The sequence below is a fragment of the Providencia sp. PROV129 genome, assembly GCF_028482245.1.
In the GTDB taxonomy this organism is placed as follows: Bacteria; Pseudomonadota; Gammaproteobacteria; order Enterobacterales; family Enterobacteriaceae; genus Providencia; species Providencia vermicola.
Genome location: NZ_JAMPQD010000017.1, coordinates 116002 through 139946, shown reverse-complemented (window position 1 = coordinate 139946; position 23945 = coordinate 116002). Strand labels below are relative to the sequence as shown.

The following is a 23945-nucleotide window of genomic DNA, read 5'->3' as shown; positions in this document are numbered from 1 at the left end:
TAAGCCTCGTGTTTAGAATTCTCTTTTCTGCCACTTATTAATAGTGTGTTGACGTGAAAATATGCTATCCATAAAATGAAAATGGATATTAATTTTATGTATTGGAATATTATTTAATAAATTAGGGGGATTTTTTTATGTTTTATGAACTGTAAAATAAAATCAAAATAAGTCAGGGAATATCCGATGGAGTTTATTTAATTTATTAATATTTAATGATTTTTTCTGTTTTCCATAATGTGGAATTTAATTAAAGATAAACAAGTAAGAAAAAATCAAAGGTGAAATAACAAAGCAGAGGGGACTGCTTTGTTATTTTTGGGATTATATCGTTAGATGATTAGTTCAGTAGCTGATTTAGTTGATTATATAACCCTTGCGCACTTTTTTTATAACCATCCACAGACAAATGAACGTTGTCAGGTCGTGCTAAGTCTTGTGCTGCCCATGTACGAATTGAACAAGGGCCTCCCATAAAGGCTTGCCAGTCCCAGAATAAAGTATTTTCTTGCGCAGCAACTGTTTTTTGAATTTGAATGACACTCATTAAATTCACTGGCATTTGTGCTTGGCAACTCAGGGCATTATTAAATTTAATTGAATCATTAGGTCCAACTAATAAGATAACACTATTTGGCATTTGCTGGCGGATTAAGCGTATTTTCGCCCGCAAATTTTGCTCATAAGCGGCTAAATCTAATGTGTCATTAAATGCTTCGTTGGTACCGTAGGCCAAAATGATCATATCAGGGGACATTTGTGCTAACGTTTCGCTCCACTGAGGCTGCCATTTATCGACCATCGTTAATGTCGCGCCGTTAATTCCCAGTGCAGATACCATCACGCCTGGTTTTGTTGAGCGCACTAACCAACCGCCAATTTTTAGGTTGTTATCTTTGCTCACGGAAATCTGCGCAGGTAACTGGGTATTTACTGGCGTTGAGAAGCGCCACTGGTTCCCTGTTGCAGGTAACGCCACATTTGGGGAAGCTGCGGGGGATACACGCATTTGTGAATCATTTGAACCTTGATATAGCGCCTGTAACTGATAAGCCCCCAGCGCGGGCTGTAATGGTTTTAACAATACATTGCTGTTCACTGCTTGGGGCTCTGCAATAAAGCCCCCTAGAGGGTAATCAAAGCGTTCATCTTTACGGCTTGAAGATAGCGACCACTCTTTTTTCTCGCTCATGCGGTTAATGGTTGCAGTGCGTTGACCTGGTACTGAAATTGGTGGGATAAAACCAGGGCCAGCATCACCGTAGCGTTGCTGAAATAACGTTCTCAGATTGCCACTGAAAAAATCAGCAGCAGTATGAGAGTCACCAATTTGGACAATGTGCACTTGCTGGTTGCCTTGGTGCAATTTATTGGCAAATTGACGCAGGTTTGGTTCTGCGTTATTTACAAGTTGCCCTCGCTCAACCGCGTCCTGACCTTTCGTCGAGCTCGGTGTTCGCGTTTTGTCTGATGTGTTCTGGCAAGACAATAAGCCTAATGACAGCAGCGCAATAACGCTACCAGCCAAAATTTTGGACTTAGCTTGACGCAGGTTGTTCAGTTTCATGAGGTTCCTTTTCTTCCTCTACGAAGTGGATCAGAGAAAATACTTTTTCCGCGATGAGCTGTTGGCCTTTTCCGCTGAAATGAATGCCATCACCACTTCGTAATTTAATTGTGCTGCTTTCATCGCCGATATAGTCAGAGTAGGTATCGCCTTTATATTTAAAGACATCATTGACGGAGAAGTAGATTTCACCGTTGCTCTCGACTTCAGATTGGTAGAGGCTTCGTAAGAATTTCATACCATCAGATAGCGCATTTTTACGCATATTAGGGGGGCCAACCCAAATAACATCAACATTGTGCTGGCGGGCGGTGGATATTATATCACTAATCCGCTCACGGTAAACATTTTCCCAATCTTCACTCTTAAATTTGACGTATTTATAACCTGTTTGTGGTGGCATATCCCAAGGATCATTAGGCCCTAAAAATACCACTAATACTTTAATATTTGGATTGTCATTCAACGCTTTGGCAATAGTCTGTGGCCAGTTGAAAAAGCGTGGGTAAGCGAGCCCCGTACTCTGCTTACTTAAATTAATGCTATCGATATTATACTTTTTCAACAGCATATTTTTCACATGAGGAGCAACGCCTTGCATCATCGAATCACCAGCAAATAACACCTTCTGATCTTTTTCGATATTGGCGATGTGTTTGGCAACAATCGGCTGATTCTTTTTGATAGCCAAGCCGCTAAAATTAACCCCTTTTGCTTTTTCTCTGGCTTGTGGGCGTTTCAGTAATTCAGGGAAAGTGACAGACAAGCTTTCTGCTGGGTAAGTGTAGCCATGAAGAAAGTGCAGACCCACTTGGAAATCCGTTGGAAAGACTCGTTTTTTGCCTTGGTTTTCCAGCGCGAGCTGCGTCGCTTCTTTCTCTTCTTTGGCCTTTTGCCCTGATGCATGATAAGCAAATGTTGTTCCCGCTTCTAACGCGCCATCATGCAAAGAAGCCCCATAATCCCAGATAGGATTACCTGCCATTTTTGCCCATGGGGTATCTTGGTGGTATTTCTGCTGCCAGAAACGCTCTAGAGAGCTTTGGTTTAACCAAATCAAGAGTAAACCTGCCACTAAGACAATTAACAGCACCTGAACCATTTTAACGAGGGTCTTTTTAAACTCAGAAGTTAGCATAAATGAACCCCGGCATTCCTGAAGGCGAAAGCATAAACATAATCGTTAAAATAATGGCAAGGGGAATAGGGTAATAATACCAAGGCACGCTTTGATAATGTTTCGCGACAACATGGTAGCCTTGCACAAAATAAGGATAAGCAATTAATAAGACCCAGAACGCAATTAACAAACCAAGGCTGGCTTGAATAGAAGCAATAAAGCCTGGCGCAATGATTTGGTTGAGCATTAATATTGCGTCATCAAAGGATTGACTGCGGAAAAAAATCCACGCAAAACAGACAAAATGGAACGTAATAATCCGCGAAACCCAAATGGATAGCGTTTTGTTAGGAATAACTTTTGTCCACCCCAACTTTTCCATGCACAAAGTCTTAAGGTTGAGTAATACAATCCCTAAGCCATGAATTGCACCCCATACGACAAATGTCATTGCCGCGCCATGCCAGAGCCCTGAAATGACCATTGCAAGGAAGACGTTAGTATTCATTCGGCTGAAACCTTTGCGGTTGCCACCAAGGGGGATATAAATATAATCGCGAATAAAGGTGGATAAACTGATATGCCAACGAGCCCAAAACTCTTTTAAATTAGCGGCTAAATAAGGCGCATTAAAGTTAACAGGTACTCTGAAACCTAATAATAAGGCAATCCCAGTGACAAGGTTGGTATAACCTGAAAAGTTAAAATAGATATTCCAAGCGTAAGCGTAGGTGGCTATAAGGATCTCTCCTGCGCTATAACCGACTGGCGCATCAAAAATAGGGTTAACATAGTTTTCAGATAAATAAGAACTAAATAAGAAAAGTTTTACCAACGCTAATGAAATTAAGAGGATGGCTTTGCGGCTATCTAGAATTGTGCGAGTTTCAGCTTGGATTTGCGGAAGAAAGTTTTTCGCACGGTTAATCGGGCCAGCAACGATGCTTGGGAAAAATGCAAGGTATAGTGTTACATCAAAAAAATCGGCTTTTTGAATCTCTTTTCGACACACTGAAACCGTATAGCTGACGGAATGAAAGGCATAGAAAGAAAGCCCCAACGGCGCCAGTATTTCTAAAATAGGCAGCCCAACGCTAAAACCGAATTTATCTAATGTTTGTTGGATGCTTTCTTGAAAGAATGAATAATATTTAAAATACGTAAAGCACCCGATAATACCTGTAGCGAGAATGACATAAATCCAACGATTGGAGAGCCAGTTCGTTATCCAATTAGTTAATAAGTAGATAAAAAGGGTATAGCCAAATAAAATATAAGCAAAGTCAGGACTAAAAGAATAAACAAAAAAGTAACTAGCAGTAATTAAGAGCCCATTTTGTAGTTTTGCGCTGGGCTGACAGCCCCAATAAATAAGAAAAAAAATTAAAAAAGAGCCAAGAAACTCAAACGAGAAGAAATTCATATTAGACTCAAAGATGTTAATTATTTTGGTAGAAGATAGCCTATGATATTTATTATCTGGTTCTATGCAATCAGAATATTGCTCGTCATAGTTAAAGCGGTGACTTTGTTGGTTGCGTTCAGCTACCCTAGTCACATACTTGTGTATGCTCCTAGGGATATCTTCTCTTGCCGCCTTGCCACCACTTTATCTATTTAGAGCAACCCTTGAGATCTGAAAAAATCAAAAATCAAAAATCAAATAAATGCGACTCAAAAAGAATAAAAAAAATCCACTTAGCAAAGTGGATTTTTTTATGTCTTGTACCTGGTGATACAAAAATTTAGATGCGAGTGGATGCTCTTTTTTGAGCTTGTGTAATCAATTCTTCGTTACTCGCGTACATTTCTTGTAGATAGCGGTTATAGGATGAACCTAACTCAGAGTACCCTTTCATATCGTTGATAAGTTTATTGGTATCTAACTCATCTTTTGATAAACGTTGCTTAGCTCGCGATGTACGTAGAGACTCATAAGCATTGTGGGTATTCATATTTTTCATATAGGCGGTTACTGTTTCTTCTACAGTTGAGTAGGTCGAATAACCTTTAATCTTACCTTTGTTGGCCTTACAGCCGCTACCGCAGCGCATACCAAATAAATTACCATTTTGTTGAGCGAGTTGTGATGTACCCCAACCAGACTCTGTTGCTGCTTGTGTTGCAACTAAGTGCGTCGGCATGATGTCAACACGACTAAGTAGTTTGTCCCAATTAATGCGTTTTGGGTTACTACACTTCACACCATAGCTATCACAAATTTGGCTAAGACGGCGCAGTTCTTGAGCGCTCCACTTCTTATTTGCACGAACGGATAACAACCAATTACGTTCTTCCAAAATTTGCTTATTCACTTTTTCAATTACAGGGACAACCGTTTTCAAAAATGCTTTCTTTCGTGGCGTACCAGAGGGATATTTTCGCAAATCAGGCAGTGAGGTTTTAGCCTGACTGACATTTTGCACAGTGCTACTTGAGTAGTCTTTACTGAGCATTTTGCTGGTACTGGTGGAGCCGAGACTTAAGCTCGAAAATAATAATAAAAATAAGAAAGCGAAGACGGCTTTTGTCCTCATCGTTCGAGAGGGCATTTGCTTCTCCTAAGTTTCTCTGAACAAAATTCGAGCGAATAGTAGCAGAATAATTTTTCACGAGCTACATTTATCAAGTCAACATTAGCAAAACTACTGTATTATTTTGTTGTGTTTTTTATGTTTTTGTGTTTTAAATGATTTTTAATCAGATTTCAGTCATTAATGGTATGTTCATGTATGTGTATACATAAATAAATCTTCAGTGTTTCCTTTGCCATTCCTCTCACTTAAGCTAAATTAGATTGAAAAACGAACAAATTGCACAGTTATTTTATGGTTATTTTGATTAAAAAATAAGCGATCGGTAGGTTGTTTTTTAGCCAAAATAAGAAACTCATCCTTTTCTTAGATGTGATAGAGAAGACCTAAGCTAAATAAAAATGACGTTCGATAACGAAAAAAAGTGCAAAGAAATGACTTTTTTTCTTGCCAAATAATGGGTGGAGATATGAGAAATTTGACGCGTTAAAATTGCAGGAAAAACGGTTTATGGTTGCAATATTTGTTGCTGTAAATCCTGTTTTTTTGCATCTTCAGCTAACCAAGAAAAATCGTTCTTAGTCCAATACTGAATAGGAATGGGTAAATTCGCCATATGTTTTGTGGGGAGCAAGCGCAGTTGTGCCAGTAAGGATAAATCATACTGATGGTATTGGTTTGGTAAGGTTAGCATTAAGCGTTGCGTGGGTACCACTTGCATAGGAAGTAGAGGGAAACGGCTATCACCTATTTCGTAGTCCCTTGTTAAAACAAGAAATTTTTCAGGTACGCGTCGGTAACTGTTCCACCATAAGCCATCTACACTATCAAACATCTTCTGGGTCGTTTTTTTATCCGTATTGCTTAATTGTTCAAGGGCTAACGGTAAAATATCTTCCATTGATTGTGAGTAAATTGGTAAAGAAGCTGCACGTCCCTGTAGAATTAAAGTCATCGCAAGGCGTGCCCCAAGGAGATTCGAGTAAAGGTCTTCAGGTGAAAATGCAGAAATACCCTCAGAAAAACCTGGGACAGATTGATAACCATACCATTGTGCGATTTCATGCCAAGCCGCTAGCTGAAAAGCAAGCTTCGCGGCAAGATAAGCGCTGAGGGTATAGCGTTGTTCAGGGGATTGCGGCGGAGTGAAAGCGCTAAAATGGATTTGCCTGCCTGCAAGTTCATCACTGAGTGTTAGTGACCATGCTTCACCGAGGCGCGAATAAATTTGGCTGAACAAATAGAATGTATAATCTGCGGTATCCCTAACATGGGAGATATCAATAAATCCGCCTTGCTCAGTATAGAGTAAGCCAATTTTCTCATTGCTTATCCCCATCAATGCTGCAGATGCACCCAAAAAACTATCATTATAATGGTGTTCGCCAAGTTTATCGGCTTCGACAATATTATCGATAGTATAAAATGGAACGGGGAGCCCCCACAGTTCCGCTTGTAGGTTATAACCGAAAGCGCAGCAGGCGCGTAAGCCTTGTGGAGGAGGCAATGACGTTACCACAGGCCAGGCTTGAGGTGCTTCTTCGAATGAATATGTGGTTAACACAGGTTTTATGGTGGAAAGCTCAAGTGGCTCGCGGCTTTGGCAAGCGGCTAAAAATAGTGTAAAACTTAGAGCAGTCAACCACTTACCCATTAAAATGCCTCTCCCACCTGAAAATAAACCCCAGAGCTGTTACGGCCCATGCCAAAATCTAAACGCACATTCATTCTTGGTTTAAATTCAAATCGATAACCTACACCGACCGTTGGTAGCCAGTGCCCTTTACCTAAGTCCGATGATGCATCACTCATCGTCCCTGTGCCTAACCAACCGACAACACCATGGCGCCAATCCAGCTTCTGGCGCACTTCTATTTGGCTGGTGAATATATTGTTATCGCGATAACGCCCTTCGTAATAACCACGCATGCGGTTGCCATTACCTAATAGGGAAAGCTGGTTCCATGGTACATTCCCTGTCGCAAAACGAGCATAGTTATCAAGGGCAACAACGGTGTTTGGCGTTAGCTCATGATAGTAGGCATATTGTAACTGTGTGGTTTGAAAACGCGTATCGCTACCAAGATTTGGTGCAAAATAAGTATAAACTACCTCAAAAGTTTGGCCTTTATGTGCGTTGGGTAAAAAATCGCGGGTATCAAAGCTATAGTAAGCGCTGATCCCTGAATTTAAGACTGACCGTCCACCCACGGATTTTGCAAAGTAGGTTTTTGCGCCATCATCAGGATCACTGGCATTGATGGATGAAAAGTTCCAGCCAAGGCCAACATAGGTAGCATCGGTTAGCTTATAAAGTGCTCTTGGGGTAATTTGAAATTCTTGAGAATGGTACTTTTCTTTATTATGGTCATTCTTTCCTGCCGCATAGCCTTTTCCCCAATAATAGGTTGGCACGTTGTTTATTGTGCCAGAGACAAATAGGCGCCACTGGTCATTATCGAGAAAATTATAATTGGTGAAATTTAAACCAAAAGCACCTGTAGAGGAGGCAAAGCCACTGAGCCCAATCGAAGAAGGCTGTGTTGTTTTATCGTCTTTGTCTATTCGATAGAGCCCGACCAGTGCGGTGCCAATACCAATGCCCATTTCTGGGGTATAAAATGGGCCAGGCAAAACGCCCCAATCAATCGTTTTGCTTTCATCAAAGTGGTTTTCTCCCCCAAGCTCATTTAGCCAGCCATCGATTTGCGGGCGTTCGGGGAAAATATCTGCTTTTGCAGGAAAGAGCATAAAAAGGCTAGCGAGTGCCAGCCCCTGTATAAGAGCCAATCGCTTCATTAAAAACGAAATTCTCCAGAAATAAAGAAGCTATTACGGTTATTAAAACCAATTTCGGTTAACACATTAAAGTTTCTAGTGAGCTCAACTCGTGCCCCAACAGTATTATTCCATTTATGAGCAAGATGTTGTTTAACATCGAATTTTGTATCATCAGGAGCTAAAATCATCCACTTGTTTAATTCTGGAGGTAAATCTAGCTTACTGACGTCACCCTTGAAGCGTTGAGTGATATCTTGGTACATCGCCCCTGTCCAAACTTGAACTTTTGTATTCCCTTGTCCTGCAATTAATGGTTCAAAAACAAATTCATAACCAATTCTTGGTGTAACCACAAAAGCGGTAATGTCGCCATCTAAAATATCAAGGCTTGTCCTTGTGTAGTTAAAATCTAATGTGCTGAAAAATTGGTTGTAAGCACCAGCGAAAGTTACTCCACCACCATAAGATTTCCCTTTGTAATCTAGTTCGAATGGCAAATCTTTACCAATGGGGATAGTGAGTGGCCCGAGCTTAGCTTCTACATTATTTAAGTTGGTTTTGGAAGTGCCTTTAGTATGACCGTATAAGCCATAAACATTCATAAATGGTAGAACCCAAGCATCCAATTTGAGCATATGAGATTCATTTTTACTGCGGGTATGCCCTGTTTCAATATTCAATATTTTACCAAGGTCTAAACCTGAGCTTGAGCTAAAACCTATTTTATCAACTTTAATATCCTGACGAAGATTCATATACCCATAACTCACCCCAAAAGGTTCAGGTAAGTCATAACCTCTGGCACGGGCTTCATCCCCCCAAATAGGCAATACTCGTGACTCTGAGGAAGAAGAACGAGTAATACCCCCTTGGCCATTATTTTGAGGGACACCAGACTCACTCATGGTGACTGAAAATAAAGGGCGGTCACTGTCGGCAAAACTGGTAGAAATGCTTATAAAGGATGAAAGGATCAGCGCAGTGCTGAGTTGAATGCGTTTCATAAAGTTAACTCAATATTTAGGGAATCATGAAGTGTATAAAGCGGTTTATTGATAATCTCACAATATTAGTCGGAATTTTATCATTGATGTTGATTGTTTGGGTGGCGCTTAATGCTTTTTAAACCACGAAGTCAAGTTAACCCAAGTATGTTGAAGGAATATTTAAGATGGTTATTCTGTTGTAAAGAATAAGGCCGATATGAACCATATCGGCTTAAATAAAAAATGGGTTTATGGCTTATTTTGTTGGTGAAAACGGACACGCTCATGGAAATAGGCTTTTAGGTGATCTTCCATCTGATGGATTTTTTGCTCTAACGCATTTACAAATACATCGTCATTATTCATATCGAAAACACGCTGCATCGCGAGGTCATCAACGTATTCTTTTTGTTCTTTTGTTAAGTCAGCCATATTTTCATCACCTATATTGGAATGGAGTTATTTACCCGTTATTTTAAGGGAAATAAAAGAAAGAGCACTATTGTGCCTTAGCCAATAGCGTATGAAAAGTAGAATAAATCATTGTCGAATAATGATAATTTATCTACTTAGATGAAATGTGAGGGATCAAATCACAATCTGAATTGGTTAAGAATATTCACAATATTCTTAATGAATATAAGCTGATATCCTCGCCTCAGTCACTTATTAACGGGTCTGAATAATGAACAATAAACAATACTACCTTGATACAGCTGCAGGTGAAGGTGAAAAAGAAGCCTCCATGATGGTTGCTATTCCTGCATCTGAATTGACCTCTGCATTACTTGAACAGCGTTTAGAAGAACAAACCTATTTCACTGAAGGTGAAATTGATTATATTCCTGATGAAGATGGTTTTTTCTTTAATTGTAAAAAAGGGGAAGAAGAGCTGCGCTTTTATGTGGCGTTAGTGGATAGCGACCCAGATTATACAATTAATCCTTATTTTGCGACTGACCCCATTACCCCTGAACTCTATGCCGAAGCGAGTGCTGCGGCACAAGCGGTTATTGTCGAGTGTGTTTTCCATGATCAACCGCTGGTTAATTATTTGCAGCAATTAAAAATCATCCAAATTCTAGTGCCCGATTTATTATTAGGGCTGGATATTTCAGCGGCAGGGAAAGTCTTTACTCGTGAGTGGTTAAATTTCCAATTAATTGATGATTTAATGCCAAGTATTGATTCTTTATATGTTGTTCATGCGATTTATGACCAAGACGATAACGAAGATAAACCTGAAGAAGAACGCGCGCCGACTATGTACTGGTTCCATACCCATGGTTTAGCGCGTTGTGGGTTATCCGAAGCTGAAATTATTATCCCGCATCCGATTTCTTCTTATTATGGTATTCCCGAACTGTTTTGGAGTTTTGTGAATAACAGCATCACCCACGGTAAAATTGTCTTTAATGAGCCAATTTTTATTGGGCAAACACAATCAGGTTATGAATACTTGGTGGCATTACCTTTTGAGGAAGGATTGTTGCACGTGGGTAAATCAACGCCAGTGGATGATTTAAAACCGCTGGAAGAGATGAATTTCGAATTTGGTGATGAAACATCTGAACGTTTTATGGGGGATTGGCATGATAGAGACGAGTCTCACCAGCACCCGTCCGCCATGTTATTTCGCGTAACGCAAGAAAACCCAACGCTGGAAAGCTTCTTTGAAGGGTTTGAAGAGCAAAATGCGATGATGTTTATGCGCACAGATGAAGAAACGGCGGATATGTCCCGTAAAGCGAAGCTGCGTTGGGAATATTTCACCCATATGTTGGATAACTATGGCCCGAAACCCGCGGTGCAGAAAAAAGGTTTCTTTGCTAAGTTCCTCGGTAAAAATGATGAAGAACAAGGGTCAGAATGGCGTTTCTTGGTGAAGTGTGGCATTGGTTATCACGATGCGGAAGAGGACTTTGATGGCCATGAACACATGTGGTTCGAGCCTGTCTCATGGAATGGGGATCAATTTGAAGGGCGCTTAATCAACCATCCTTTCTATGTGCAAACAATGCAAGAAGGGGAGGTTTATCCATTAACCCGTGATGACATTACGGATTGGACAATTTATTTCCAAGACGGCAGCTACACCCCTGACACGATTTACAAGTTGCTTAGTGGCGCACAAGTTCATTAGTCGCGTTTGGCATGATAGACTGGGCGCGCAATGCGCCCAATTGACAGTTAAAAGCTTAATTTGATGAATGAATCTGATCTTTACCAATACGCCCTGTTTATGCTTTCACGCCGTGATTATGGAAAAGCTGAGTTATTTGCTCGGATGAAACGGCGTATGTACGAAAAAAATGACGGCATCATTGATGAAACTGTGATTGAACAGGTGTTGGAGAGATTAAGCGAGCAACATTTTCTCGATGATAACCGTGTGGTTGCTCTATTACTGCAAGGCTATGTGCGTAAAGGTTACGGGCCGCTACGTATCAAACAAGAAATGCGCCAAAAGGGGTTTTCTCAAACACTTGTCGATCAACATCTTGCCAATATTGAGGTGGATTGGTTTGAAAAAGCAGCTGAAGTGCGCAACAAAAAATTTGGTGATGTATTGCCCGATGATTTTAAAGAGAAAAGTAAGCAAATTCGTTATCTACAATATCGCGGTTTTTTTGGTGATATGATTTACGAACTCTTTAATAGGTAAATTTACGCATTTAATTAGCGATGATAAACAGACATGTTGTTAAGTTGGCCTATCACGCTCATCATTTCCTTATGAATAAAAGCCTTATCCTCCAGTGTTCAAATAATAATCGATAAAATTATCTGCAAAGTAAGTTAGTAAAAAGATTTATTATTTATTTCTCTTGTATTTTTACTCATTTCTATATTAAAAAACATCTGCTGACATGATCATCGTCAGTGAATTTTGCTTAACTATTAGGCAGAGTAATTTTTTTATAATTACAAAATAAGACAGGCAGGAGAAACAAATGATTGAGCTCTTAATCGGCGTCATTGTCGCCATTGGAGTTGGGCGTTATATCATCAAAGGGTATTCGGCAACGGGCGTGTTAATGACAGGCGGTATTTTACTGCTGATTATTACCGCTATTATGGGAAAAAGTATTTTACCTGGTTCTGTTCCAACGACGGGGTGGCGTGTAACAGACATTCTGGAATACATTAAATTCCTCCTAATGAGCCGAGGTGGTGACCTTGGTATGATGATCATGGTGCTTTGTGGGTTTGCGTCGTATATGACACACATTGGTGCCAACGATGTCGTGGTAAAAATCGCGTCGAAACCACTGAAAATGATCAACTCACCGTATTTATTAATGGTAGCGGCTTATATTGTAGCATGTTTGATGTCACTGGCGGTTTCATCGGCAACTGGCTTAGGGGTGCTATTAATGGCAACCTTATTCCCCGTGATGGTAAACGTTGGGATCAGCCGCGGTGCAGCTGCTGCAATTTGTGCTTCACCTGCTGCAATTATTTTGGCTCCAACATCGGGTGACGTGATCTTGGCGGCACAAGCTGCAGAAATGCCATTAATTGATTTTGCCTTTAAAACCACATTACCGATTTCCATCGCTGCGATTGTTGCGATGTCGATTGCACATTTCTTCTGGCAACGTTATCTCGATAAAAAAGAGCACGTTAAAACAGAAATGTTAGATGTGAATGAAATCAAAACTCATGCGCCTTCTTTCTATGCCATCTTACCTTTCACACCCATTATTGGCGTGTTAGTGTTTGACGGAAAATGGGCACCTGAATTGCACATTGTTACGATTATTGTTGGCTGTATTATTTTAGCTGCAATTATTGAATTTTTACGCAGTTTCAGTGCTAAACACGTCTATGGTGGTTTGGAAGTTTGCTATAAAGGCATGGCGGATGCATTTGCAACGGTGGTCATGCTGTTAGTGGCTGCTGGGGTATTTGCGCAAGGTCTAAGCACAATTGGCTTTATTTCAGGGTTGATTAACCTTGCACAATCTTTTGGGTCAGGCGCTATTGTGATGATGATTGCATTAGTGATTATCACCATGTTAGCGGCGATGACTACGGGTTCAGGTAATGCGCCATTTTATGCTTTTGTGGAATTAATCCCACACTTAGCAAAACAAATGGGAGTTAACCCTGCTTACTTGGTTATTCCAATGCTACAAGCATCTAACTTGGGACGTACTTTGTCCCCAGTTTCAGGGGTTGTGGTTGCAGTTTCTGGTATGGCAAAAATTTCACCGTTTGAAGTAGTGAAAAGAACTTCAGTTCCAGTCTTAGTGGGCTTGGTTGTTGTGGTTATTGCTACTGAAATTTTAGTCCCTATTCATCTGTAAATTTTTAATGATTGCCATAAATGGCTGGGTTAACTTTACCCAGCCATTTTTTTTGTTTGCATGAAATTAAATGCTTTATATATAAAAAATACTATTTTAATAACGTAGGAAAATATTTTTTAGCAGAACAATGACAACTCATTTTTTTGTTTAACGTTATTAACGAGATCTACGCCAAAAAGTTGAGTGAAATAACGCGATTAAATTAGGTACTGGTACGCATTTAATGCAAAATCGGCTCATCTTTTTTTAATAACGTTAATGATGAAAAATACACTATGAGCACAATTGAAAAAGCAGTGGTTGCTACGGATAAGCCAGCAAGTAAATGGACGTATAAAGATTTTACGTGGGTACTTTCTTTATTCGGTACCGCAGTTGGGGCAGGCGTTTTATTTTTACCTATCAAAGCGGGAGCCGGGGGGTTTTGGCCATTAGTCGTGTTGGCATTAATTGCAACGCCAATGATTTGGCTAGCACATAAAGGGCTTGCACGTTTTGTTTTATCATCTAAAAATCCAAATGCAGATATTACCGATACCGTTGAAGAGCATTTCGGTAAAACAGGCGCAAATATTATTACTTTTGCCTATTTCTTTGCGATTTACCCAATTGTATTAATTTATGGTGTTGGGATAACAAATACGGTCGATTCTTTCCTCGTGAATCAAATCGGTATGGACCCGCTTCCACGTTGGTTATTATCGGGTGTTTTGATTGCAGCAATGACAGCAGGCGTGGTTTTTGGCCGTGATTTAATGTTAAAGCTGACCTCGCTTATGGTCTACCCGCTGGTATTTATTTTATTAGCACTATCTTTGTATTTAATTCCTGAATGGAATATGTCAATGCTAGAAGTCGCACCAGACTGGGGTTCAATGCCAGTTGTGGTGTGGATGGCGATCCCATTGATCGTATTCTCATTTAACCACAGCCCAATCATTAGCCAATTTACCAAAGACCAACGTCAACAATTTGGTGATAAGGCAATTATCAAAACTGATATGATCACTGGTGGCGCAGCTCTGATGCTCACGGGTTTTGTGATGTTCTTCGTTTTCTCTGTGGTGCTATCGTTGAGCCCAGCAGAACTGGCTATTGCCAAAGAACAAAATATCAGTGTGTTATCGCATATTGCGAATATTAATCCATCCCCGATTCTGTCTTATTTAGGCCCAATTGTTGCCTTCGCCGCAATCGTATCAAGTTATTTTGGGCACTTTTTAGGGGCTCATGAAGGCTTAGTGGGTTTAATCAAATCACGTTCTTCTTTCTCACTAAAGAAAATTGAAATGGTATCGATGCTGTTTATCGTGATTACTACATGGATTGTCACCATTCGTAACCCAAGTATTTTAGGCATGATTGAAACGATGGGGGCACCAATGATTGCTGCTATCCTGTTCATTTTGCCTGTAGTATCGATGAATATTATTCCTGCAATGAAGAAATTTAGCACATCAAAACTGGCGCAAATTTTTACCTTTATCTGCGGATTAGCTTCTATTACATCGGTTATTTACGGCGCGTTTCAGTAAATATCTGAGAAAATAACGTACAGAGAAAGCCACTACCTTACGGGGCGTGGCTTTTTTTATATCAAGATGCAATAGGTTATAAGCATCGACATTGATATAACCTGATGGTTAAGATGAAGAGGATGAAAATCACGCACAGTTATAACAAAATGAACTAACTCATATGAAATAATTTCAAGTTCAGATAGTTGTCTATCAAAGAGTCTTAGGTAATATCTAGTGTTAACACAGCATCGAACCTCTTACTCGATACCTAATCTGGCAGTGTTTTTCCAGTGCATCATAACAAGGATAACAAATGAAATTAGAAACATTATCGATTCACGCCGGCTACTCTCCAGACCCGACAACGAAGTCTGTCGCCGTTCCGATTTACCAAACCACCTCTTATGCTTTTGATGATACGCAACATGGTGCGGATCTGTTCGATTTAAAAGTTGCGGGTAATATTTACACGCGAATTATGAACCCGACTAATGATGTGCTGGAAAAACGTGTTGCTGCACTGGAAGGCGGTGTCGCTGGGCTGGCGGTTGCCTCTGGGATGGCGGCGATTACCTACGCGATTCAAACTATTGCTCAAGCTGGGGATAACATAGTTTCTGTTGCAAAGCTGTATGGCGGAACTTATAACTTATTAGCTCATGCTTTGCCTCGCTTAGGGATTGAAACTCGTTTCGCAGAACACGATGATTTAGCGGCATTAGAAGCGCTGATTGATGAAAAAACCCGTGCAGTTTTTTGTGAGTCTATTTCGAACCCCGCTGGGTTTATTGTCGATATTGCTGCGCTGGCGGAAGTTGCACATCGTCATGGCGTACCACTCATTGTGGACAATACGGTCGCAACGCCGTATTTATGCCGACCTTTTGAACATGGCGCGGATATTGTTGTTCACTCATTGACTAAGTATATTGGCGGTCATGGTACATCACTGGGCGGTATGGTCGTTGACTCTGGGAAATTCCCATGGACACAATATTCAAATCGTTTCTCACTACTGATTGAGCCCGATGTGGCTTACCACGGAGTCAGTTATACTGAACACTTTGGTGCAGCAGCCTTTATTGCTCGTTGCCGTGTTGCCCCTTTACGTGGAACGGGGGCTGCATTATCCCCATTTAATTCATTCTTGATTTTACAAGGTTTAGAAACCTTGGCATTAAGAATGGACAGACACACAGAAAATGCGCTAAAAGTGGCTAATTTTCTTGAAAAACACCCTCAAGTAGAGTGGGTTAAATATGCGGGATTACCCAGTAATCCCGAGCACGCGTTAGCGCAGAAATACATGAACGGTAAGCCTGCGAGCATTATGTCGTTCGGTATTAAAGGCGGACAAGAAGCAGGGGCTCGTTTTATTGATGCACTGCAACTGATTGTTCGACTGGTGAATATTGGTGATGCCAAGTCACTGGCGTGTCACCCTGCATCGACAACTCATCGTCAGTTAAATGATGCAGAGCTCGCCCAAGCAGGTGTTTCACGAGATATGATCCGTTTATCTATCGGGATTGAACATATTGACGATATTCTTGCAGACCTTGAGCAAGCCTTAGTCGCTGCAAAATAGTTGTTAGTTGTTATCAAGAAAAACCAGTTATGGGTAATACCATGACTGGTTTTTTTGTTTGAGCATAAATAAAAAGGTTTTTATTTTAATTTTAAACATTAAGAATTAATTAATTTTTAAATATTAATAGAATCCCCTTCGTGAATGAACTATTTTTTATATAACGAGTCTTAACACTCGATTCTTATCTCTTTTTTAAGATGAATAAAATGTGGTATTCATTTATTGATTGTTTATAAATATCAATGTGAAAAACAGGGTAATCATTGATTTGTTTATGCGGGGTTTAATTGTCGCAATGATAATAACCTAATAGAAAATGGCAAGCGTTGCTTTCACGCTAACAGCTTAAAAGTATTAAATATTAATAACAAGAATGGTTGAGATGAGATGATTATGGCAAATAATAAAATTGCCTGCCTTAAGTGGTGTCTACTATTTGTATTTATTGTTGCAACCTATTTTTTGCCGTTAAACGGGCGACTGTTATGGCAGCCTGATGAGCTCCGTTATGCTGAAATTAGTCGTGAACTAATCATCAGTTATAATTGGAGTGTGCCAGAACTGCTGGATGTTCGTTATTTCGAAAAACCCATTTTTGGTTATTGGGTTGGTGCTATTTTTCAAATGTTATTTGGTGAAAATAATGTTTCTGTTCGCCTTGGTGTTGTATTTAGTACACTAATCAGTGGGTTATTTGTTTACCTTAGCGCTAAAATGGCGTGGAAAAACCCACGTATCGCGTTTAATTCCACGTTTATTTACCTTTCTATGTTGATGGTGTTTACCATTGGCACTTATAACATTCTTGACCCTATCGTTACCACATTTATCACGATGGTGATTTTCTTTTTCCAATGGGGGTTGACCACTAAACGATTTTCCCACCAGCTCTTGGCCTATATTTTACTGGGGGTGGCCTGTGGTTTAGGGGTATTAACGAAGGGGTTCTTAGTTTTAGTTTTGCCAGTGTTAGTGTGTTCAGTCGCTGGAATTTATTTTAAAAAATTTAAAGATGTTTTTGTTTTTTCATTTGTGTCGATTTTCACGGCCTTTGTGGTTTGCTTGCCATGGGCATTTGTGATTGCCAGCCGTGAACCTGATTTTTGGCGTTATTTCTTCTGGGTCGAACACATTCAGCGGTTTATGGCTGATAACGCTCAAAACAAATCCCCATTTTGGTTTTATATTCCTATCATGATGGCGGCAGTTTTGCCGTGGTTAGGTTACTTATTTGGTGCTTTGCGCCAAGCATGGCAGCAAAAAGGGATGCATTTTTATTTCTTATTATGGTTCCTTGCGCCGTTTATTTTTTTTAGCATCACTAAAGGTAAGCTACTCACGTATATTTTGCCGTGTATTGCACCCATCGCGATCTTAATGGCTGCGTATATTGAAAAAATGCTAACAGAGAAAAAAACACTCGCCATCCGTGCAAACGCGGTGATTAATATGGTGATTGGCGGGCTGGCTGCGGGCGTAATCATTGCATCACCATATATACCTAAAATTAATATTTATCAGGCAGATGAAAGCTATAAATTAGGGTTGGCGGCAGGGGCCTTTATTTTTTGGCTAGTGGTTGCTTTTATTTCAATGAAGCCGCGGTTTTGGTATTTAGCCGCTGTATGTACGGTAGCGATTAGTTTAAGTGTGGGCCATGTGATCCCAAATTATGTGGCAAGTAACAATACCCCTCAGAAGTTAGTCGCCAAGTATTCGCATCAACTGGAAAATAAATCGGTATTATTGACCAACAATGTGGGTTTAGGCACGGCACTAGCTTGGGTACTAAAACGCAGTGATATTACGATGTTGCATCAAACGGGGGAATTAGGCTACGGGCTGCAATATCCTGATGCTGCAAACCGTTTTTATCGCTTGAGTCAATTACCTGCATTGTTAGAAAGCTATCAATACAAAAATGTAGCTGTCGTTGTGGAAGGCTCACAACATGAATTGGTTGATGCGCTTCCTGGTAATCCAATAATTATTCGAGAGGGCAATTTGATATTTGCCTTTTACGAAGGGTAGTGATGAAAAACCGCATAACTCATAATGAATTATGCGGTTTGGTTTGAAAAGGCTAATTAACGAGTTGGTTTAGTCGTCATTATTTCATTATCTGCAATGCTGGCCTTGCCAGTGTTAGTCGCTACCCCGTGGTAAATTAACAGCATTGCCATACTGTTACTCATCGTATTCATCTCTACAGTATGAGGCGTTTGGCGAAGGTTTTGCTTGTTACTTGCTGTATTTCTCATTGTGAAGTCTCCTGAGTTTCTTTGATCAGGCGATTGGCTTCAGCAAGCTCATAACGCCTAGGTGTCAATGTGGTAGCACTGTGATTGCGTGCTAATACTGAATAAATGGTTGGTAGAACAAATAACGTAAATAGTGTCCCAACTAACATCCCTGTGACAATGACTAACCCGAGGCCAAAGCGGCTGTTAGCACCCGCACCCGTGGCGAATAACAACGGCACCAAGCCAATCACCATGGCCGCTGTTGTCATTAAAATTGGGCGTAAACGAATTTGCGCGGCTTTTAAAATGGCATGACGGCGGTCTAATCCTTCATTAGCCTGTAATTCATTGGCAAATTCCACCATCAATATTCCATGCTTACTGATTAAACCAATCAAGGTTACAAGGCCGATTTGGGTATAAATATTTAGTGTGGCATAGCCCAAGGCTAGTGGGATTAGTGCACCACAAATCGATAATGGTACAGTGATAAGAATGATCAGCGGGTCGACCAAGCTTTCATATTGCGCGGCGAGTACTAAATAAATAATGATAAGCGCCGCCATAAAGGCGAAGGCGAGGGTGTTACCTTCTTGTTTATATTGGCGCGAATCGGATTGCCAGTCATGGCTAAAGCCAGCTGGAAGTTCATTGGCAATTTCATCAAGGTAAGCAACTGCCTGTCCTAAAGTAACACCAGGAGCAGGAATGGCTTGGAATATTGCCGCATTTTGTTGGTTAAATTGCGTGAGTTTGTTCGGCTCAACTTGTGTATGAATATCTACTACCGTAGATAACGGTATCATTGAGCCAGTTTCTGCTTTGACATAGTGGCGTGAAAGCGCTTCTGGCGTCAGGCGTTGGTTGCGCATACTTTGTGGGATCACATCGTAAGAACGGCCATCCATCCCAAAGCGGTTAATATAGTTTTCGCCGACTAATAAAGTCAGGGATTCACCAATATCTTGCATGCGAATGCCTAAACTGTTGGCTTTAGAGCGGTTAATGCGTACTTCTACCACAGGGTTGTTATAGTCGAGGTCACTGTCCACGACCATAAATAAACCACTTTCCCGCGCTTGTTGCTTGATTTCTTCCATGGTTTTATATAGCACCGAGTAATCTTGCGGGCTTCTTAACACCATTTGAATCGGCAATCCGCCTGTTGAACCAGGTAAGGCTGGTAATTGGAAAACAAAAATACTGTTTCCTTCCACATCGCCAACGCGCCCCTGTAAATCCGTTTGAATAGCAGAAGCTGGTCTATCCCGTTTTTCCCAAGAAGACAAGTTGGTACCTCCAAAACTGGCGGAAGGGCCATCAGTTCCGTTAATAATCCACGTACTTTCGGTTTCAGGTAGTTCCATGAAAACATCATGTAATTTACGAGAAAATCGTTCGACATACTCAAGGTTGGCATGTTGTGGGGACTTAATCGCGGTTAATACGCTCGATTGGTCTTCAACAGGGGCTAATTCGCGCGGTGCGGATTGGTAAAGCATTGGCAAGCTGATGAATACCGCCACGGCAATCACACCCGTTATCCAACGGTTTTTTAATGAAAAATTCAATAAAATGGTGTAATAGTGCGCCAGTGTGGTGAAGAATTTTTCTGCCATCCGTGCCATGCGGCCTTCATTCTGTTTTGAGTTCAGCATAAAGGAGCTCATGACAGGGGAAAGGGTTAATGCCACGATACCAGAAACAATCACCGCACCTGCAAGCGTTAGGGCGAATTCTTTAAATAACGCACCCGTTAGGCCAGACATCAAGCCAATAGGCGCATAAACGGCGGCTAAGGTAATGGTCATCGCAATGACGGGCCCTGCCACTTCTCTGGCACCAATTAAGGCAGCTAATACAGGGGATTTCCCTTCTTCAATATGGCGATGGACGTTTTCTACCACCACGATGGCATCATCGACCACCAGTCCAATCGCTAAAACCATTGCTAGTAAGGTTAATAAGTTGATACTAAAGCCAAAAGCCATCATAAGAGCCGCAGCACCCAGCATGGATAAAGGAATGGCTAAGATAGGAATAATCACGCTGCGAATTGAGCCTAAACATAGGTAAATTACGGCAATAACGATCAGCAAAGCTTCGACTAACGTATTGATAACTTGGTCGATAGAGGCCTTAATAAACCGTGAAGTTTCAAAGGCCATTTCCACTTTCACTCCTGGTGGCAAAGTTTTATCAATATCTGGCATTAATTTATTCATGCCATCAACGATGACAAGTGGGTTGCCTGTTGGGGTTGCAAACAAACCGAGGTAAATTGCGGGTTCACCATTCATTAAGCCACTCGTTTCTGTCGAGGCGGCTCCGAGTTCAATGGTGCCAACATCTTTTAAGCGAACTAATCCATTACCATCATTGCGGATCACTAAGTCACGGAATTCATCCACATTAGTTAAGTCGGTATTCACATAGACATTAGAAATGACATATTCGCCTTTGACTTTACCTGGTGCAGCTTGGTAGTTATTTTGGCGAACGGCTTGTGCAACATCAGCAGCAGAAAGCCCGCGGCCAGCTAGTTTATCGGCATCAAGCCATAAGCGCATGGCAAGTTGTTGCCCACCAAATACCTGTACTTTCGCGACGCCTTCAATAGAAGAATACATCGGCTCGACCACACGAGAAATATAGTCGGTTAGCGCAGGAATGGACAACTCGGTACTTGAAAACCCAATATAGGCAACCGCGGTTGATTCGCCAGAAGATAACTCGATGACTGGATCATAAGCTTCTTTCGGCAACTTGTAGCGCACTTGGTTAACTTTCGCCATCACTTGCGCAAGGGCTTGAGTTGAGTCGCGGTTTAATTCCATACGCACGGTGACAAGGCTGCTACCTTGTACAGAAGATGAAGATAAATAATCGACGCCTTCAACTGAAGAAACGGCTTGGGCGATAGGCTGGGTGACAAACCCCTGCATCAGTTTTGCTGATGCACCAGGATATTGTGTCGTAATCGTCACTGTGGCACTTTCTAGCTGTGGGTATTGGCGAATGGGTAATTTGCTCAGAGCAAATAAGCCAATCAACACGATTAACGCACTGACCACTAAGGCTAAAACAGGACGGCGTACAAAAATATCAGTAAATTTCATCACGCCTCCTTATGAACCTTGCTGGGTGTGTGCGGTGGGTTCAGACAAGGTATCTTGCGCAACTGGCGTAACTGCAGAACCATTATTGAGGCGTAATTGGCCTGATGTGACCACTTTATCGTTAGCGCTTAACCCATGTTCAACTTCAATTTTGCCATCCCAACGTTGGCCTGTTTTGACGGAAACGCGTTTGACCGTCATGGCATCACCTTCACCCTCTGTAATAAAGACTGTATCCCCGTAAGCGGTATAAGTGACAGCTGTTTCTGGGATAGTAAGTACCTGATTATTGGCTTGGCGAACCACATTCACGTTGGCGTACATACCCGCTTTGAGCGTGCCATCGCTATTTTCTAATGTCGCTTGTAGCGCAATAGTGCGTGATTTACCAATGAGAGGATCAATCGCAGTAATGCGAGCAGGGAAGGTTTTATTTGGGTAGGCGTCTACCGTAACATCAACCACTTGCCCTTGATGTAATTCAGGGGATGCTTGCTCGTCTAATGAAAAATTCAGCTTTAACGTTTTGGTATCAACCAAACTTGCGATGGTTTCACCAGGTGTTAGATACTGTCCTTCATGCACTTGACGAATACCAATCGTGCCATCAAAAGGTGCACGAATGGTTTTTTGCGCAATTAACGCTTGAGTTTGACGAATGAGCCCTTGAGCAATATCGCGCTCTGCTCGAGTACTATCCACTTGGGCTTCAGCTACTAAATGTTGCGCAGATAACGAACTGGTCCTTTGATATAAGCGTGCTGCATTACGCATCTGTGCTTGATAGCGAGATAAATCCGCTTGCTCTACGGCATCATTGAGCTGCACTAAAACTTGGCCTTTTTTGACTTGTTGTCCAGATTCAAAGGTTATTTTAGTAATGCGGCCATTCGTTTCTGCCGCAACTTGCACTTGGCTGCCAGCCTCTAATTCTCCCACACCATAAAACGTTCGTGGTGCCGTATCTAGAGTGACCGTAGCGAGTGCAACCTTGGTTGGCGGGTATTGATATGCCGCTTTTTCGTCGCCCTCATTTTGTGCGTAGGTGGAATAAATGGCGCTACCGCCCCCTGCTGCGATTAAAATAGTACATAGTGTGATTATTGTTTTTTTACTCATTTAATTTTCCTTCTATTTCTGCATTTTCAGCGAGAAATAAAGACCTCGAAAATGCCCTGCAATCGCGATGGCAATTAACCCACCAATGACAGCAATATGTTCAATAGCCCAAAACATGGCGATTTGTGCTTGTTCTCCCGTATAACTCCAAAAAGTGTGCACAATCACAATGGTGAGGAACAAAAAGGTGGCAAGTGCCCCTGTTGCAAGCCATAACAAACGGTTAAGTAATATGAAAACTGAGCCAATCAGCATCACAGCGGCAGAGGCTATATTGAAGAACCAGTCTGGATGCAGGCCAGCAGCACGCATTTCAGCGAGACTACTTTCATAGTTAAGTACTTTGGCTAACCCTGATGAAATAAATAAAACCAAGACAAGTAAGCGAGCAATAAACCATAAGCTATTGCTTTCTAACATTTTGGTGATAACCAATGGCATGAACCTATCCCCTTTCAAAAAATAACGTCAATTGACAAAGTCACAGGGTCGCACTATAAAACCTTAAGTTAAGTTGAGGTCAAGCAAAGGTAAGCAAAAATGGCAAGTAAAGACACGAAAGCGATAAAACCCCAAAAAAATGGCGGAATAAACATCGATCCTACAAGGGCACTAACGGTTGGTGAGGTCGCTAAACGTTCAGGTGTTCCTGTTTCTACTGTGCATTTTTATGAATCAAAAGGATTAATACAAAGTACTCGAACACACGGCAACCAACGGCGATTCCATTCAGTCGTATTGCGCTATATTGCCATTATTAAAGTTGCGCAAAGTACAGGTATTCCATTGCAAGAAATTCAGGATGCATTAGGCCGTTTTCCTGCAAATAGTGCACTTACGTCGGAGCAGTGGAAGGAAATGTCCACACAATGGCGTGTTTCGTTGGATAAACGTATTCGGCAGCTCACGCGTTTACGTAATGAATTGGATAATTGCATTGGTTGTGGTTGTTTATCATTAAGTGATTGCCCGTTGCGTAACCCTGATGACGTATTAGGGAAAAGAGGCCCTGGCGCACGTATTTTAGAGCGACCTTAAATAACGATAGA

The 23945-nt window shown here is 41.2% G+C and carries 19 protein-coding genes; 7 read left to right on the top strand and 12 right to left on the bottom strand.

The window, feature by feature from the left end; all coding sequences use genetic code 11:
• Positions 1-340 precede the first annotated feature (340 nt).
• The 8 genes from PSF27_RS13480 to PSF27_RS13445 all read right to left on the bottom strand — a co-directional run bounded on the left by PSF27_RS13480 (position 341) and on the right by PSF27_RS13445 (position 9420).
• Positions 341-1567: an SGNH/GDSL hydrolase family protein gene (locus tag PSF27_RS13480; RefSeq protein WP_272681657.1), complete on the bottom strand. Its 1227-nt coding sequence runs from the start codon at positions 1565-1567 to the stop codon at positions 341-343.
• A complete protein-coding gene (locus PSF27_RS13475; protein WP_272681656.1) occupies positions 1539-2705 on the bottom strand; it encodes an SGNH/GDSL hydrolase family protein in 1167 nt (388 codons plus the stop codon). The genes PSF27_RS13480 and PSF27_RS13475 overlap by 29 nt, the downstream gene beginning before the upstream one ends.
• Positions 2692-4110, bottom strand: a complete 1419-nt coding sequence (locus tag PSF27_RS13470; RefSeq protein ID WP_272539609.1) for an MBOAT family O-acyltransferase — start codon at positions 4108-4110, stop codon at positions 2692-2694. The genes PSF27_RS13475 and PSF27_RS13470 overlap by 14 nt, the downstream gene beginning before the upstream one ends.
• A 322-nt stretch (positions 4111-4432) precedes the next feature.
• A complete protein-coding gene (locus PSF27_RS13465; RefSeq protein ID WP_206086256.1) occupies positions 4433-5239 on the bottom strand; it encodes a protein bax in 807 nt (268 codons plus the stop codon).
• Between the two features lie 490 nt (positions 5240-5729).
• Complete coding sequence (locus tag PSF27_RS13460; protein WP_272681655.1) at positions 5730-6875, bottom strand: DUF4056 domain-containing protein; 1146 nt, start codon at positions 6873-6875, stop codon at positions 5730-5732.
• On the bottom strand, positions 6875-8020 hold the full coding sequence (locus PSF27_RS13455) for a BamA/TamA family outer membrane protein (RefSeq protein ID WP_272681654.1): 1146 nt from the start codon (positions 8018-8020) through the stop codon (positions 6875-6877). The genes PSF27_RS13460 and PSF27_RS13455 overlap by 1 nt, the downstream gene beginning before the upstream one ends.
• On the bottom strand, positions 8020-9006 hold the full coding sequence (locus tag PSF27_RS13450; RefSeq protein ID WP_272539607.1) for a hypothetical protein: 987 nt from the start codon (positions 9004-9006) through the stop codon (positions 8020-8022). The genes PSF27_RS13455 and PSF27_RS13450 overlap by 1 nt, the downstream gene beginning before the upstream one ends.
• 231 nt (positions 9007-9237) lie before the next feature.
• Positions 9238-9420 (bottom strand): hypothetical protein, encoded by a 183-nt coding sequence (locus tag PSF27_RS13445; RefSeq protein ID WP_206086260.1) that lies wholly within the window; start codon positions 9418-9420, stop codon positions 9238-9240.
• A 253-nt stretch (positions 9421-9673) separates the two neighbouring features.
• Here PSF27_RS13445 and PSF27_RS13440 point away from each other — a divergent pair, with 253 nt between their 5' ends.
• From PSF27_RS13440 to arnT, 6 genes are all read left to right on the top strand, one after another.
• Positions 9674-11131: a DUF4026 domain-containing protein gene (locus PSF27_RS13440; RefSeq protein WP_272539606.1), complete on the top strand. Its 1458-nt coding sequence runs from the start codon at positions 9674-9676 to the stop codon at positions 11129-11131.
• Between the two features lie 63 nt (positions 11132-11194).
• Positions 11195-11653: a regulatory protein RecX gene (locus tag PSF27_RS13435; protein WP_272681653.1), complete on the top strand. Its 459-nt coding sequence runs from the start codon at positions 11195-11197 to the stop codon at positions 11651-11653.
• 289 nt (positions 11654-11942) lie between these two features.
• Positions 11943-13301: an anaerobic C4-dicarboxylate transporter DcuC gene (gene dcuC / locus PSF27_RS13430; RefSeq protein WP_206086263.1), complete on the top strand. Its 1359-nt coding sequence runs from the start codon at positions 11943-11945 to the stop codon at positions 13299-13301.
• 278 nt (positions 13302-13579) lie between these two features.
• The gene (locus tag PSF27_RS13425) at positions 13580-14839 is read left to right on the top strand and encodes an aromatic amino acid transport family protein (protein ID WP_272681652.1); all 1260 of its coding nucleotides are present in this window, start codon (positions 13580-13582) and stop codon (positions 14837-14839) included.
• 298 nt (positions 14840-15137) lie between these two features.
• Entirely contained in the window at positions 15138-16412 is a 1275-nt protein-coding gene (locus PSF27_RS13420) for a bifunctional O-acetylhomoserine aminocarboxypropyltransferase/cysteine synthase (RefSeq protein ID WP_272681651.1), read from the top strand.
• A 390-nt stretch (positions 16413-16802) separates the two neighbouring features.
• Positions 16803-18446 carry a lipid IV(A) 4-amino-4-deoxy-L-arabinosyltransferase gene (gene arnT / locus PSF27_RS13415; RefSeq protein WP_306803785.1) on the top strand — a complete coding sequence of 548 codons (1644 nt, stop codon included), beginning with the start codon at positions 16803-16805 and terminating at the stop codon, positions 18444-18446.
• 56 nt (positions 18447-18502) lie between these two features.
• On the opposite strand, the gene PSF27_RS21075 is transcribed toward arnT, so the two are convergent.
• The 4 genes from PSF27_RS21075 to PSF27_RS13395 are packed head-to-tail and all read right to left on the bottom strand — an operon-like array spanning position 18503 to position 23337.
• On the bottom strand, positions 18503-18676 hold the full coding sequence (locus PSF27_RS21075) for a hypothetical protein (RefSeq protein ID WP_206086267.1): 174 nt from the start codon (positions 18674-18676) through the stop codon (positions 18503-18505).
• A complete protein-coding gene (locus tag PSF27_RS13405; protein WP_272681649.1) occupies positions 18673-21777 on the bottom strand; it encodes a MexW/MexI family multidrug efflux RND transporter permease subunit in 3105 nt (1034 codons plus the stop codon). The genes PSF27_RS21075 and PSF27_RS13405 overlap by 4 nt, the downstream gene beginning before the upstream one ends.
• A gap of 9 nt (positions 21778-21786) precedes the next feature.
• Positions 21787-22896 (bottom strand): efflux RND transporter periplasmic adaptor subunit, encoded by a 1110-nt coding sequence (locus PSF27_RS13400; protein ID WP_272681648.1) that lies wholly within the window; start codon positions 22894-22896, stop codon positions 21787-21789.
• 12 nt (positions 22897-22908) lie between these two features.
• The gene (locus tag PSF27_RS13395; RefSeq protein ID WP_272681647.1) at positions 22909-23337 is read right to left on the bottom strand and encodes a DoxX family protein; all 429 of its coding nucleotides are present in this window, start codon (positions 23335-23337) and stop codon (positions 22909-22911) included.
• Positions 23338-23436: 99 nt separating this feature from the next.
• Here PSF27_RS13395 and soxR point away from each other — a divergent pair, with 99 nt between their 5' ends.
• Entirely contained in the window at positions 23437-23934 is a 498-nt protein-coding gene (gene soxR, locus PSF27_RS13390) for a redox-sensitive transcriptional activator SoxR (RefSeq protein WP_225820685.1), read from the top strand.
• The last annotated feature ends 11 nt before the right edge of the window (positions 23935-23945 follow it).